This window comes from Klebsiella sp. GN_Kp190 (genome assembly GCF_040061795.1).
In the GTDB taxonomy this organism is placed as follows: domain Bacteria; phylum Pseudomonadota; class Gammaproteobacteria; order Enterobacterales; family Enterobacteriaceae; genus Klebsiella; species Klebsiella michiganensis.
Genome location: NZ_JBEAFN010000010.1, coordinates 165,768 through 180,264, shown reverse-complemented (window position 1 = coordinate 180,264; position 14,497 = coordinate 165,768). Strand labels below are relative to the sequence as shown.

12 protein-coding genes and 1 pseudogene are annotated in these 14,497 nt (G+C 58.5%); 5 read left to right on the top strand and 8 right to left on the bottom strand.

Features of this window, described 5'->3' with window-relative positions; all coding sequences use genetic code 11:
• Positions 1-35: 35 nt before the first annotated feature.
• The 3 genes from cdaR to dgt form a co-directional block, all read right to left on the bottom strand.
• Entirely contained in the window at positions 36-1,193 is a 1,158-nt protein-coding gene (cdaR, locus tag ABLU67_RS08035) for a DNA-binding transcriptional regulator CdaR (protein ID WP_004098741.1), read from the bottom strand.
• 191 nt (positions 1,194-1,384) lie between these two features.
• The gene (gene degP / locus ABLU67_RS08030) at positions 1,385-2,824 is read right to left on the bottom strand and encodes a serine endoprotease DegP (RefSeq protein WP_004098740.1); all 1,440 of its coding nucleotides are present in this window, start codon (positions 2,822-2,824) and stop codon (positions 1,385-1,387) included.
• A gap of 134 nt (positions 2,825-2,958) precedes the next feature.
• Positions 2,959-4,473 (bottom strand): dGTPase, encoded by a 1,515-nt coding sequence (gene dgt / locus ABLU67_RS08025; protein WP_046877770.1) that lies wholly within the window; start codon positions 4,471-4,473, stop codon positions 2,959-2,961.
• Between the two features lie 84 nt (positions 4,474-4,557).
• Here dgt and mtnN point away from each other — a divergent pair, with 84 nt between their 5' ends.
• From mtnN to ABLU67_RS08010, 3 genes are all read left to right on the top strand, one after another.
• On the top strand, positions 4,558-5,256 hold the full coding sequence (mtnN, locus tag ABLU67_RS08020) for a 5'-methylthioadenosine/S-adenosylhomocysteine nucleosidase (RefSeq protein ID WP_014227993.1): 699 nt from the start codon (positions 4,558-4,560) through the stop codon (positions 5,254-5,256).
• Complete coding sequence (gene btuF / locus ABLU67_RS08015) at positions 5,249-6,049, top strand: vitamin B12 ABC transporter substrate-binding protein BtuF (RefSeq protein ID WP_025107381.1); 801 nt, start codon at positions 5,249-5,251, stop codon at positions 6,047-6,049. Before mtnN ends, btuF begins: the two co-directional genes overlap by 8 nt.
• A gap of 183 nt (positions 6,050-6,232) precedes the next feature.
• A complete protein-coding gene (locus ABLU67_RS08010; RefSeq protein ID WP_009654554.1) occupies positions 6,233-6,856 on the top strand; it encodes a TRIC cation channel family protein in 624 nt (207 codons plus the stop codon).
• 99 nt (positions 6,857-6,955) lie between these two features.
• On the opposite strand, the gene erpA is transcribed toward ABLU67_RS08010, so the two are convergent.
• Positions 6,956-7,300 (bottom strand): iron-sulfur cluster insertion protein ErpA, encoded by a 345-nt coding sequence (gene erpA, locus ABLU67_RS08005; protein WP_004098733.1) that lies wholly within the window; start codon positions 7,298-7,300, stop codon positions 6,956-6,958.
• A gap of 81 nt (positions 7,301-7,381) precedes the next feature.
• Positions 7,382-8,800: a H(+)/Cl(-) exchange transporter ClcA gene (gene clcA, locus ABLU67_RS08000; protein WP_032694441.1), complete on the bottom strand. Its 1,419-nt coding sequence runs from the start codon at positions 8,798-8,800 to the stop codon at positions 7,382-7,384.
• Positions 8,801-8,980: 180 nt separating this feature from the next.
• Between clcA and hemL the strand changes: the two genes are divergently transcribed.
• On the top strand, positions 8,981-10,261 hold the full coding sequence (gene hemL / locus ABLU67_RS07995; RefSeq protein WP_032748054.1) for a glutamate-1-semialdehyde 2,1-aminomutase: 1,281 nt from the start codon (positions 8,981-8,983) through the stop codon (positions 10,259-10,261).
• A 271-nt stretch (positions 10,262-10,532) separates the two neighbouring features.
• Positions 10,533-10,628, top strand: a pseudogene (locus ABLU67_RS07990) (Rpn family recombination-promoting nuclease/putative transposase); the annotation flags it as partial.
• A gap of 177 nt (positions 10,629-10,805) precedes the next feature.
• Here the strand turns inward: ABLU67_RS07990 and fhuB are convergent.
• Genes fhuB through fhuC form a run of 3 tightly spaced genes read right to left on the bottom strand, consistent with a single transcriptional unit; the run spans position 10,806 to position 14,472 of the window.
• Complete coding sequence (gene fhuB, locus ABLU67_RS07985) at positions 10,806-12,788, bottom strand: Fe(3+)-hydroxamate ABC transporter permease FhuB (RefSeq protein ID WP_128696718.1); 1,983 nt, start codon at positions 12,786-12,788, stop codon at positions 10,806-10,808.
• The gene (fhuD, locus tag ABLU67_RS07980) at positions 12,785-13,675 is read right to left on the bottom strand and encodes a Fe(3+)-hydroxamate ABC transporter substrate-binding protein FhuD (protein ID WP_048262339.1); all 891 of its coding nucleotides are present in this window, start codon (positions 13,673-13,675) and stop codon (positions 12,785-12,787) included. The genes fhuB and fhuD overlap by 4 nt, the downstream gene beginning before the upstream one ends.
• Positions 13,675-14,472 carry a Fe3+-hydroxamate ABC transporter ATP-binding protein FhuC gene (fhuC, locus tag ABLU67_RS07975; RefSeq protein ID WP_004098728.1) on the bottom strand — a complete coding sequence of 266 codons (798 nt, stop codon included), beginning with the start codon at positions 14,470-14,472 and terminating at the stop codon, positions 13,675-13,677. The genes fhuD and fhuC overlap by 1 nt, the downstream gene beginning before the upstream one ends.
• Positions 14,473-14,497: the final 25 nt, after the last annotated feature.

Genomic DNA, 14,497 nt, shown 5'->3' with positions numbered 1-14,497 from the left:
TGCCGTCCCCGCTCCCGCCGCAGGCGGGAGTGTTTTTAGCGCTGCTCATCGAGCTGTAGCGCAATATACAGCAGCAGACGATCGTCAAAATTACCCAAATCCAGCCCCGTCAGCTCAGAGATACGGTTCAAACGGTATTCCAGCGTATTACGGTGGATAAACAGTGCTTTCGACGTCGCCAGCGGCTGCACGTTATGACGAAACCAGGCCTGTAAGGTGCGACGCAGCAGGCCGTTGTTATCCATCGCCTTCAGGCGAACCAGCGGGCGCGCCAGCTCATTAGCCTGCCAGCCGCCGCGCAGGCTATCCAGCAGTACCGGCAGCATCAAATCCTGGTAAAAATAGCTACGGCTCTCCGGCATCCGCTGTTTACCGACCATCATGGTGGTTCTGGCGGTGCGATACGAGCGAGCAATACTGCCCGGTCCGGTAAAAAAGTTTCCCAGCGCCACGCGAAAACGCAGCTGACCGTTCTCTTTCATCCTGCTAATGAGCTGCTCGACCCGTTTGCAGTGATCTTCCGCATCCCAGCGGCCAAAGGCGTTCAGCGCGGGCTTCAGTACCACCATTTCGGTCAGCGAGACAATGGCCACCAGATTATTACGGTCCGGCGTGGTCAACGCGGTCTGGAGCTGCTGCAGCTCCGCCATCGCGCTGTCTACGCCCAGCTGGCCGCTATCCACTTCAATCATAGCCACCACGCGCGGTTGGTTGAGATCGATCCCCAGACGCTGGGCCCACTCGGTCAGCGCCGGGGTGTTCTCTTCCGCCTGAATCAGGTTCATCACCAGCTCTTCGCGCAGACGGCTATCCTGGGCCAGGAGATGCATCAGCCGCGATTGTTCCAGCATCATCTCGGCGGTCATACACACCAGTTCACCGTATTTACGCAGCGACTCCGGTTCGCCGGTCAGGCCGATAACGCCGACGATCTCCCCTTCCAGACGCAGCGGCAGGTTGATCCCCTGGCGCACGCCGTGCAGATGTCGGGCAACGGCATCATCAATATCGACAACGCGGCCCTGGGAAAGCACTAATAGCGCACCTTCGTGCAATTCACCAATTCGCTCGCGGTCTCCGCTACCGATAATGCGCCCGCGGGCATCCATTACGTTAATATTGGTATCAATGATGCGCATCGTACGCGCCACGATATCCTGAGCCATTTTGGTATCAAGATGCCAGCCAGCCATGTAACCCTCCCGTGAGCAGGCTAACAGCATAAAAGAGTTGGCAACACGCCGCATTGTGCATTTGCACAAAGCCGGGCTAAGAAATATGGAGTTGTGGAAGATATCACAGAACGAAAAATGGAAGGGGCGGCAGAAATAAAAAAGCCCCTTTCCTCCGCAAGGAGAAAAGGGGCTTTGCGAACCGTCAGGGATTACTGCATCAGCAGATAAATCGACGTATCGCCGCGCTGGATATTCAGCGCCAGAACCGACGGTTTGGCATCAAAAATTTTGCGCAGGTCGGCAATATTTTTCACCGGCTGCTGGTTCGCGCCAACGATAATATCGCCTTTCTTCAGGCCAATCTGCGCCGCCGGCGTTCCCGCTTTCACGTTACTCACCACGACGCCTTTATCCTGACCTTTGTTGCTCATTTCCGCACCTTCAATACCGTTGAAGATGGTGCTTGAGTCAACCTGGTTCTGATTGCTCTGCTGCAGCTCAACGGTCACCGTCACCGGCTTGCCATCACGCAGCAGGCCAAGCTCGACTTTGCTGCCGATCGGCATGGTCCCCACCTGGGCACGCAGCGCGGCAAAGCTGCTGATCGATTTACCGTTCAGCGTGGTAATCACGTCGCCGGCTTTAATCCCCGCCTTAGCGGCCGCCGAGTTCGGCATCACCTGGCTGACGAACGCGCCGCGCTGAGCGTCAACTTTCATCGCTTTCGCCAGTTCGGAATTCAGCTCGGTCCCCATGATGCCCAGCTCACCGCGCTTAACCTGGCCAAATTTGACCATCTGATCGGTCAGGTTTTTCACCATGTTGCTCGGAATAGCGAAGCCGATACCAATGTTGCCGCCGTCCGGCGCCAGAATCGCGGTGTTGATACCGATCAGCTCGCCGTTCAGGTTAACCAGCGCGCCGCCGGAGTTACCGCGGTTGATCGCCGCATCGGTCTGGATAAAGTTTTCATAGTTTTCAACGTTCAGGCCGCTACGGCCCAGGGCGGAAACGATCCCCGAGGTCACGGTTTCGCCCAGGCCAAACGGGTTACCGATCGCCACGGTGTAATCGCCGACGCGCAGGGCGTCAGAGTCCGCCAGCTTAATCGCGCTCAGGTTTTTCGGATCCTGGATTTGAATCAGCGCAATATCAGAACGCGGGTCTTTGCCGACCACTTTCGCGTCGAACTTGCGGCCATCGCTGAGCTGAACTTTGATAGTAGTCGCGTTATCCACGACGTGGTTGTTAGTCACAACATAGCCTTTAGCGGCATCAATAATCACCCCGGAACCAAGGGCCATAAATTTCTGCTGCTGGCCGCCGTCGCTACCCGGCGCACCGCCCTGCCCGCCGCCCTGACAGAACGGAGAGCTCTGGAACGGAGAACCATCCTGACAGAACGGCGAATTGTCGCCAAAGAACTGCTGGAAGTTACGCGGCATCCGCGGCGTATTAACGGTGGTGCTCCCCTCAACGTTAATGCTCACGACCGACGGCATCACTTTTTCCAGCATCGGCGCCAGGCTTGGCATCTGCTGCGCATTAGTCGCCGAAGAAGCTGTTTCCGCCGCGCTCGCAGAGAGAGGGGACAACGCCAGACCTAAACTCAGAGCCAGGGCACTCATTGCTAACGTGGTTTTTTTCATAGGTTTCAATCTCAATTTCAGATAACGAATAGTTGCTGTGTTGGTGACTATCAGAGTCATTTTATAGCGCGAAGTTCCGGAATGAAGTTTTGGTAAAAGTAAAAATTTATTGTCCGTCTTTACAAAACTCACCCTTATTCTACGGCCATCAATCGTCGATATTCATCCCATGCATACAAGTCGGTCATTCCGCTGATATAGTCCTGAATGAGACGACAGCGATAATAATATTCCATCACTGGAAACTCCGGATTATTGCGCGAAATCTTATTTACGGCTTCTATGTAAGCTAACCGATGACGAGTTGAAAGTTTCTGAAAAAGACGTGATGCAATCGGTAAACTTCGCACCCGCTCTTTTTCCACCAGCAAACTAAACTCATCCAGCGATAATTTTAACAGCGGCTGGTATATATCTAACAGACCGCTGATCACGCGATAGCCCTGCAGCTCCAGCTGCTCGACATCCGGATGGCTAAACACATGTTTTACCGCGACATTTTTATATAGTTCAAGAAGCTGGCTGCAATCGCTATCGTCCTCAAGCAGCGCATGGTTAAAGTCACCGCTAAAAATCTTCGCCAGGTTATCAATAAACCGCCGCGCCGCATACGGTACCAGCCTATTGAGCGTATTAACCCGTAAATACATAAAAAACTGATCTTCGGTACTCCGGCTCAGAGAATTCGCACGCGATTTCTCCCAGGCGTTTTCGACAACCTGATTAAACAAGGAGCCTTTTTCGTGAACGCCCCAGGCTTCATAGAGATGCTGATAAAGCTGCTCTACGCTGAAGATGCGTTTTTCTACCGCATCTTCAAGGTCGGCGACGCAATATGAGATATCATCCGCGGCTTCCATAATCCACGTTAATGGGAAGCGATTGTAAGGAGCCAGATCCAGTTCTTTACGCAACCTCGCAACATAGCCCTCTTCGGCTAAATAATAACCAGGTTTTTTCATTAAATAATTGTGGCTAGCCGGCGGTTCCCCGCGCCACCATGCCGGACGCGTATATTTTAGAATACAGCCCACCTGCGCCCAGGTGAGATTCATGCGCATCAGCGTATGCACTAAGCGAATACCCTGCGCATTGCCTTCAAACCAGCATAAGTCCTGGCGAACCTTACGCCGCAGCTCATTCAGCTGGCTATCGCCTTCCTGCAGGCGCAGCGCCGCAACCACGCAGCGATCGTCGGTTAACGGCTGGCTGGCCGCATCGCCGGGGAAGAGCCGCTGGCTGAACCAATCATTAATTGCCGCCTCGCCAAAATGGCCAAATGGCGGATTGCCGATATCGTGCATCAGGCAGGCCATTTCAACAATGCTCTCGAACGGCCCGGTAAGCTCATCCAGCCCGTAGCTTTCCAGCAGCTTCTGCTCTTTCAGACGACTCAGCACCTCTTTGGCGATGTAGCGGCCCACCTGCTGAACTTCCAGAGAGTGGGTCAGCCGCGTACGCACCGCGGCATTGCGCTCCAGCGGGAAAACCTGGGTTTTTTGCTGCAGCCGGCGGATCGCCGGCGAGTTGATGATGCGTCCGCGATCGCTTTCGAAAATTCGCAGGATTTCACGCTCCGTCTCAACGCCCTGCGGTGAACGGTAGCGGCGACGCCAGTTAATCTTGTTGCGAAAATCGATCTTAGCCATGATCTCCCCCGAGCGAGCAATAACGTTTCCTTCTAAGCGCATGATAGACTATGCCGCTAAAACCCACACATCGCGAGTAAATCTATGAAAATCGGTATTATTGGCGCAATGGAAGAAGAAGTTACCCTTCTGCGCGACAAAATCGACAACCGCCAGACCATCACTATCGGCGGCAGCGAAATCTACACCGGCCAGCTGCAGGGCGTTGATGTCGCTTTGTTGAAATCGGGCATTGGCAAAGTCGCCGCCGCCATGGGCGCCACTCTGCTGATGGAGCACTGCAAGCCGGATGTGATTATTAACACCGGTTCTGCGGGCGGCCTCGCGTCGACCCTGAAGGTTGGCGATATTGTCGTCTCCGACGAAACGCGCTATCACGACGCGGACGTCACCGCGTTTGGCTATGAGTATGGCCAGCTGCCGGGCTGCCCTGCCGGTTTCAAAGCCGATGATAAGCTGATTGCCGCCGCAGAGACCTGCATCAGCGCGCTGAATCTTAATGCGGTTCGCGGACTCATTGTCAGCGGCGATGCATTCATCAACGGTTCCATTGGTCTCGCCAAAATCCGCCACAACTTCCCGCAGGCCGTCGCGGTAGAAATGGAAGCCACCGCCATCGCGCACGTCTGCCACAACTATGGCGTACCGTTTGTTGTCGTTCGCGCGATCTCCGATGTTGCCGATCAGCAGTCGCATCTGAGCTTCGACGAGTTTCTCGCCGTTGCCGCGAAGCAATCCACCCTGATGGTGGAAAACCTGGTGCAGCACCTGGCTCGTGGCTAAGTCGCTCAACGCGGCGCTTGCCGTCCTGATGCTGCTTGCCCCGGCGTGGCTTTTCGCCGCGCCGCGGGTGATTACGCTCTCTCCCGCCAATACTGAACTGGCGTTTGCCGCGGGTATTACGCCAGTTGGCGTCAGCAGCTATTCCGATTATCCCCCGGAAGCCGCAAAGATAGAGCAGGTCTCCAGCTGGCAGGGGATGAATCTGGAACGCATCGTCGCCCTTAAGCCCGACCTGGTGCTGGCGTGGCGCGGCGGTAACGCTGAACGCCAGGTGAATCAGCTAAGCTCGCTCGGGATAAAAGTCATCTGGGTCGAAACATCGACCATCGAAGAGATTATCGCAACGCTTCGCCAGCTGGCGCAGTGGAGCCCGCAGCCGGAAAAGGCGCGGCAGGCGGCGCAGAAAATGCAGGACGCGTACCAGGCCTTAAAAACCCGCTACGCGAGCGGGCCGAAAAAACGCGTTTTTTTACAGTTCGGCGCCAACCCTCTCTTTACCACCAGCAAAGGCTCGATTCAGGATCAGGTTCTGACGCTGTGCGGGGGAGAAAACATTTTTGCCGCCAGCCGGGTTCCCTGGCCGCAGGTGAGCCGTGAACAGGTACTGGCAAGGCAGCCGCAGGCCATTGTCATCGCCGGCGACGCCAGTCAACTTCCCGCCGTTGAGCGCTATTGGCAGAATCAGCTAAAAATTTCTTTTATTGCGCTACATGGCGACTGGTTTGAACGCGCGAGCCCACGTATTATTCTCGCCGCAAAACAACTCTGTACTGCGCTCGAGCAGATAAAATAATCACCTGCTAACCCAGGTGCTAAAAGGCTATCCCACCAGGCGCAATTGTTGCAGCCAGTTTGGACACGGGCGGCGCGGAACACCCGGAGCGTACATGTGGTACGTGAGGGCGGTGAGCACTGCCCAGGGCCAAACTGGCAAATAAAATCGCCTAATGGGATAGACTCTAAGTGGGAACTGACGATGCTTGTCTATTGGCTGGATATCATTGGCACCGCCGTGTTTGCCATCTCCGGCGTCCTGCTGGCTGGAAAGCTGCGCATGGACCCTTTCGGCGTGCTGGTATTAGGCGTGGTCACCGCGGTAGGCGGTGGCACCATTCGCGATATGGCCCTTGCTAACGGCCCGGTATTTTGGGTTAAAGACCCTACCGATCTGGTGGTGGCGATGGTCACCAGCATGTTCACTATTCTGCTGGTACGCCAGCCGCGCCGGTTACCCAAATGGGTGCTGCCGGTGCTGGACGCCGTTGGTCTGGCGGTATTTGTCGGTATTGGCGTCAACAAAGCCTTTCTTGCCCATAGCGGACCGCTGGTGGCCGTCTGCATGGGGGTCGTCACCGGCGTCGGCGGGGGGATCATCCGCGACGTGCTGGCGCGTGAAATCCCGATGATTCTGCGTACGGAAATCTACGCGACGGCCTGCATCGTTGGCGGCATCGTGCATGCGACGGCGTACTACACCTTTCAGGTTCCGTTAGAAAACGCGGCGATGATAGGTATGGTGGTCACGCTGGTCATCAGGCTGGCGGCCATCCGCTGGCACCTGAAGCTGCCAACGTTCGCGCTTGATGAGAATGGACGGTAATAAAAGCAAAACGGTAACCTTAACGTTACCGTTTTTAGCGTTTGCTCCCTCTCGCTGTATGAGAGGACTGGGGAGAAGAGGCTCCCGGACGCACTATCTTTAGACGCTGAACGAGGAGCCGCAGCCGCAGGTGCTTTTCGCATTCGGGTTGGTCACGATAAAACGCGAGCCTTCCAGACCTTCGGTATAATCGACGGCGCCGCCGACCAGATACTGCAGGCTCATTGGGTCAACCACCAGGCCGACGCCCTGCTTCTCGATAGTCATATCGCCTTCGTTAACCTGATCGTCGAAGGTAAAGCCGTACTGGAAACCGCTGCAGCCACCACCGGTGATGTACACGCGCAGTTTCAGGTTCGGATTGTCTTCATCCGCAATCAGGTCTTTTACTTTAATCGCCGCGGCTTCGGTAAACTCCAGCGGCAACGCTACGTCATCACTCATTTTATGCTCCCATTGATACTTCTGACCGGTTAAAGAATAACCCGACCTTTTGAGCCATTATCCAATACCCGAGTAAATCGTTCAAGTATTCTCCCCGCCGACCGGCTGCGCCTTTGCTTCCTGTTCCGCCTTTTGTTTTGCCAGGGTGCGCTGCAGAATAGTCGAGTATAAAGGCTTACCGCCGAGGAATTGTGCCAATAGTGTGGCGCCGAGACAGGTAATAATCATTGGCAAAATGAGCTGATAGTTATCGGTCATCTCCAGCACCAGCACGATGCCGGTCAACGGCGCGCGAACCGAGGCGGCGAGCAGCGCCCCCATCCCGGCGATGGCAAAGGTGCCGGCATCCAGATGATAGGCCGGAAATAGAGGCGTCGCCGCCATGCCAAACGCCGTGCCCAGCAGCGTCCCCAGCGCCAGCATCGGCGCAAAGATACCGCCGGGCGCGCCGGAAGAGAAGCAAAGCAGCGTGGTAATCACCCGCGCGATAAAAATAAACAGCAGCAGGCCGACGGAAAAATTGCCCGCCGCGGCGATGGGAATCAGGTTAAACCCGCCGCCGGACGCCGCCGGCTGAATCAGGCCCAGCACGCCGCAGCTTCCGCCGATCAGGCCGCCAATCAGCACCCATTTTTTAATGTTGCCGCCGTGGAGCCGCTGGAACATATCCTGGGTGCGCAGCACCAGCGTATTAAACAGCGGGCCAACACAGCCAAAAATCATCCCGAGGATCAAATACAGCCACAGGGTGTTGACCGGCGCATTGCTGAGCTTACCGACCTCGATAACCGCTTTATCGCCGTTGAAAATACGAAAAACGATGGTGGCCATAATGACGCCGGTAAACACGGCTTTAATGGAGATCAGGTTGTAGCGAAACTGCGGGCGCATCTCTTCAATAATAAACAGAATCCCGGCCAGCGGCGCGTTAAAGGCGGCGGAGAGGCCCGCCGCGGCGCCGGTCGCCAGCAGCGTATGGCGCGCTTCCGGACTGCGCATGCGAAAAACGTCCACCACCATGCGCCCAAGATTGCCCCCAAGCTGCACCATCGGCCCTTCGCGCCCCAGCACCATGCCCGCACCCAGCGTCCCCATGCCGCCGATAAACTTCACCGGCAGTACGCGCCACCAGCGAACGGGACGCAGCTCCTCCAGCGCGCCTTCAATTTCCGGGATCCCGGAGCCGCCCGCTTCCGGCGCAAAACGACGGACGAGAAAATAGCCCACCATCGCCAGCAAAGCGGAGAGGATAAAGGCCAGCGGCCAGACCAGAAACCAGTGGTCTGCCACCTCTACCAGCGCGCCTATGCGCAGGTTCTGCACCCAGTTGACGCTTTTTTCAAACGCGACGCCGATCAGCCCCGCCAGCGTGCCGACAACGGCCGCCATTAATAACACCGCCAGCGGCGTTTTATCACGCTGAATCAACCGACGCACGGCATCGCTGCGGCGAACGCGTACGAACTGATGTGCTGAAGAAGAGGGGTTTTCTGCTTTCATGCCATTATCAATAATAAGTAATACAAATAGAAAGAAGGTCATTCTAGCCAACCGGACAGGCTCCGTCGTCAAAAAAATGCGCCGTGACCCCATTGTTTCAATTGGGCAAAACTTTCATAACCTTCCTGGAATAACTTAGAATAGTCGACAAAACATTTTTCACGAACCAGGACCCTGGCAATGAGCAAATCTGAAAATCTGTATAACGCTGCGCGTGAACTTATTCCCGGCGGCGTGAACTCTCCGGTACGTGCGTTCACCGGCGTCGGCGGTACGCCGCTGTTTATCGAGCGCGCCGACGGCGCTTACCTTTACGACGTTGATGGTAAAGCGTATATCGATTATGTCGGCTCCTGGGGCCCAATGGTGCTGGGTCATAACCATCCGGCCATCCGCAACGCGGTCATTGAAGCCGCCGAACGCGGCCTGAGCTTTGGCGCGCCGACGGAGATGGAAGTTAAAATGGCAGCGCTGGTCACCGAGCTGGTCCCGACCATGGATATGGTCCGCATGGTGAACTCCGGTACCGAAGCCACCATGAGCGCCATTCGCCTGGCCCGCGGCTTCACCGGCCGTGATAAAATTATCAAGTTCGAAGGCTGCTACCACGGCCACGCCGACTGCCTGCTGGTAAAAGCCGGCTCAGGCGCGCTGACGCTCGGCCAGCCGAACTCGCCGGGCGTGCCGGCGGACTTCGCCAAACACACCCTGACCTGCACCTATAACGATCTGTCATCGGTTCGCGCCGCGTTCGAACAGTATCCGCAGGATATCGCCTGCATCATCGTTGAGCCGGTGGCCGGTAATATGAACTGCATCCCGCCGCTGCCGGAGTTTCTGCCGGGCCTGCGCGCGCTATGCGACGAGTTCGGCGCGCTGCTGATTATTGATGAAGTCATGACCGGCTTCCGCGTGGCGCTGGCCGGCGCGCAGGATTACTACGGCGTTGTGCCGGATCTGACCTGCCTTGGCAAAATCATCGGCGGCGGTATGCCGGTTGGCGCATTCGGCGGTCGTCGTGAGGTGATGGATGCCCTGGCGCCGACCGGCCCGGTTTACCAGGCAGGCACCCTCTCCGGCAACCCCATCGCGATGGCGGCAGGTTTCGCTTGCCTGACCGAAGTGGCGCAGCCCGGCGTGCACGAGACGCTAACCGAGCTCACTAACCAGCTGGCCCAGGGTCTGCTGGACGCCGCGCGCGATGCCGGTATTCCGCTGGTGGTGAATAACGTCGGCGGCATGTTCGGCATTTTCTTTACCGACGCGCCAACCGTGACCTGCTACCAGGACGTGGTGAAGTGCGATGTAGAGCGGTTTAAACGCTTCTTCCACCTGATGCTGGAAGAGGGCGTCTACCTGGCGCCGTCGGCGTTTGAAGCGGGCTTTATGTCCATCGCCCATAGCGAAGAAGATATCGACAACACCGTCGCCGCCGCGCGTAACGCCTTCGCGAAGCTGTAACCTCAACGCCGGGGCCCCCCTGCCCCGGCAATACGCATCTTGTTCAAAAGCATCATTTTGCGTCGGCCCACGCATAACAAGATGCAAACGCGATCGCCTCGAAAGATTGTCATCATCCCGCCTCGTAGAACCCAAAATCGTCGGCAGACAATGGGCAGGCAAAAGCAGATTCTCAGCGGAAACTCAGCCGCAAGGATTGCTCAGAATGACAACACAATCGTCCCCTACACCGCATGACGCCATTTTTAAACAGCTACTGGCCCATATCGATATGCAGCACCAGCGTATTGCGATCCTGGAGCTCCTGCAAAAGCATATTCGCCAGCGGGATCTCATGTTGCTGCTCGAGCAATTGGGGATTCTGCTTAACGCGGGATACACTACCGCCGAGCAGCTAAAAGTGTTTTTTAGCTATATGGGGCAGCGCGGTCGTGACGGAAAACGAATTAGAGCAGTTGCAGAATTCCGCAGTTAGTCCCAACTGAATCCGGGCAAAAAAGGGGATAACATCGCGACGCCCGCCGGGCATCGCGATGGTGAAACGCTACCGGCTCTGCTTTCTCAACAGATAGATAAAGTACGGCGCGCCGATAAACGTCGACAGCAATCCTGCCGGGATTTGGTACGGGAACATCAGCATCCGGCCGCACCAGTCGGCAAACACCAGCAGCACTCCGCCAATCAGGCCGGAGATCGCCATATGCGGCATCGTACGCCGGAATCCCATCATACGCGCAATATGCGGCGCCATTAACCCCACGAAGCTGAGCGGGCCAATCGTTAGGGTTGCGGCCGCGGTCAGACATGCCGCCAGCAGCAGCAGCCCGATACGTGACGGCGTCAGCGCCATCCCGACCGCCCTCGCCGCCTCGCCGCCCAGCGGCAGAATCGTCAACCAGCGTCGGCAAAGCGGCGTCAGCGCCAGCAGAATAAGCATCACCGCGCCGCTGCGCATCACGAGCTCCGGCGTGGCGCTGTAGGTTGAGCCGGAAATCCACGTCAGGATTTGCGCCATTCGCGGATCGCCGCTGGCCTGCAGCATCATCAGCAGCATGGTAAACGCCGTGCTCAGCGCCATCCCCGCCAGCAGCATGCGATGCGGCGAGAACCCGCCGCGTCCGGCGGCAATCAGAATGACCAGCAGCGTCGCCGCCGCGCCGAGGCTACCGGCGGGCAGCAGCCAGCCAAAGGCATTTCCCGGCACGAAGAACAGCATCACCACCACGCCAAACGCCGCGCCCGAGCTGATCCCGAGCACTTCCGGACTGGCCATCGGATTACCGGTTAAGCGCTGGATAATGCAGCCCGCCACCGCCAGCATCACGCCAGCGAACAGCGCCGCCAGAATGCGCGGCCAGCGCCAGGGCATTAGCTCATCCAGTAGCGTACCGCTGGCCCAGTGCCAGCCCTGCGCGTCGCGGCCGAAAGCCAGCGCCGCGACGATGGCCAGCAGCAGAATCGCCAGCCCGCCCAGCGCGAACCACAGCACATGTTGCCGTTCAGCCAGCACGCTATCGCCACCGTTCATCACCGGCGCGCTAATGCTGCGCAGGCGCGGCAGCAGCCATAGCAGCAGCGGCGCGCCAATCAGCGCGGTCACCGAACCGGTGGAGATCTCCATCCACACCCGGGCCAGCCAGAGGATAACCTGATCGGAGAGCCACAGCAGCAGCGCGCCAATCAGGGCCGCCAGCAGCAGGCGCGAGAGCAGGCGACGCGCGCCCAGCATCTTCGCCAACAGCGGCGCGAACAGGCCGATAAAGCCAATAATCCCCACCGCATTCACCAACAGGGCGCTAATGATAATCGCCAGGGTCAACGCCCCCAGCCGCGCCAGCGAGAGCGCCAGTCCGAGGTTGCGCGCCACGCCGTCGTCCAGCCCCATCAGGGTCAGCGGACGCAGCAGCAGTAGCGTTAAAATCGCTCCGCCCAGCAGCTGCGGCCACAGCCGCTGCACCACGCTCCAGTCGGTCTGCGTCAGGGTACCTGTACTCCACAGGAACATACTTTGCAGCCGATCGTGATGGAAAATAGCCATTAGTTGATTAAGCGCGCCGCAGTACAGGCTCACCACCAGCCCTGCCAGAATCAACGTCACCGGCGAGAGGCGTTTGCCCCACGACACGCCAAACACCAGCGCGCCGACAATGCACGCCCCGGCCAGCGCGGCGAACTGCGACGCCAGCACGCCAGGGATCGCCCACAGCGTGGTGACCGTCATGCCCAGCTGCGCCCCGGTCGCCACGCCGAGCGTCGTCGGCTCCGCCAGCGGGTTACGTAGCACCTGCTGGAACAGCACGCCCACCAGCCCCAGCCCGGCGCCGACCAGCAGCGATATCGCCAGCCGCGGCAGCAGGCTGTAGTGGAACAGCATCTGAGCGATATTATCGATATTCGGCTGCCAAAGCGCCTGCCCCCATTCGCTTCGCGGCAGCGCCACGTTGAGGTTGAACAGCGTCAGCGCAGCAGCGACGAGAAGGAGCGTCAACAGCAGTGGTGTCGCCAAATACGAAATTCGCGATCTCATGCCGGGCCTCCCTGAGCGTCGGCCAGCACGCGGGCAAAATGCATCGCCGATAGCGTCGCGCCATAGAACCACACCGCCGGGACGCGCTGAAAATGCCCTGCGCGAACAAACGGCATCGCTCGCCACAGCGGCGTCGCCATAAGCTGCGCCATCTCCCCCGCATTGCCGTGGTCGAAGCAGATAACGTCGGCGTCTCTGTAGGCCGCCAGCCGGTCAATACCGACGGTGACGCTGCCCCAGAAGGTGGTTTCGCCCTGCCAGGCATTTTTGATGGCAAAGCGGTCGAGCACCTCCTGGAACAGGCAGTTTTGCGCAAAAACCAGCACGTGACGGCTATCAAGCAGAGTAATCATCAGCAGCGGACGATCGCCGCGGCGGGCAAAGCGCGGTCGCAGGCTCTCCATCAGCGCGTCAAATTCCGCCAGATGGCGCTTCGCTTCCCGCTGCCTGCCGATCAGATCAGCCATTTCGCCAAGCGACTGCTGAGCCATCATCAGCGGGCGCTTGCCGTCGCTGAAGGTGAATCCTCGTCCGGGCGCTATACGCGCCAGCTTTTCCGCCGACGGGCCGTATCCCGCCGACCAGACCAGAAACGACGGCTTCATCTGCGTCAGCAGCTCCAGATTGGGCTCGGTACGCAGCCCGACGTCAATCACCGAATCAGGCAGCGCCGGTTCATTGACCCACAGCCGGTAGTTAGGGATATCGGCAACGCCGTAGGGCGTAACGCCCAGCGCCAGCAGCAGCTCTACCGGCAGCCATTCGAGCGCGACAATACGCTGCGGATCCACTTCCGCCGCCCGCGCGCCGCGCATCTGCCACAGCAGCGGAGACAGCGCCATTGCGGTCAGCAGGCGCCGCCGCGTGATAAATGTGAGGTTTTCCATCAATAGACAAAACTTACCGGCGCTGCGCCAGCCGGATGCGGCAGGATCCCCATCGGGATGCCGTAAATTTGTTCCAGGGTTTCGCTGCGCATCAGCTCCGCGGGCGTTCCCTGAGCGATCATCTCACCGCCGCGCAGCGCAACCAGATAGTCGCAGTAGCGCGCCGCCATATTGATATCATGCAGTACGGCGATCACCGTCAGCCCGCGCTGCTGGCTGAGGCGATGGACCAGCGCCAGCACATCCACCTGGTGGGCGATATCCAGCGCCGAGGTCGGTTCATCGAGCAGCAGGCAGCGGCTATCCTGAGCCACCAGCATGGCAATCCACGCGCGCTGGCGTTCACCGCCGGAGAGGCTGTCCACCAGCCGGTGGGCCAGCGGTTTTAGGCCTACCAGCGCAATCGCCTCTTCCACTTTCTCCCGATCCGCCGCGCCAAAACGCCCCAGCGCTCCGTGCCACGGGTAGCGGCCGATCGCCACCAGCTCACGCACCGTCATGCCTTCCGCCGGTGGCAGCTGCTGCGGCAGATAAGCCACTTTGCGGGCAAAGGCTTTACTGCCCCAGCTGTCGAGCGGCTGACCGTCGAGCAAAACCTCCCCGTCCGAGGGCGCCTGATGGCGGCCAAGCATTTTCAGCAGCGTCGATTTGCCGGAGCCGTTATGGCCAATCAGGCCCGTGACTTTTCCCGCCGGGAAGGTTAACGACAGAGGATGCAGCAGCGTTCTGCCGGGCACGCGGAAGGTCACGCGGTCCAGTGAAAACGTCGTATCGGAGTGCGGAGTGATTTCCTGCATAACGGAACCTGGTCAGAGGCGCGGC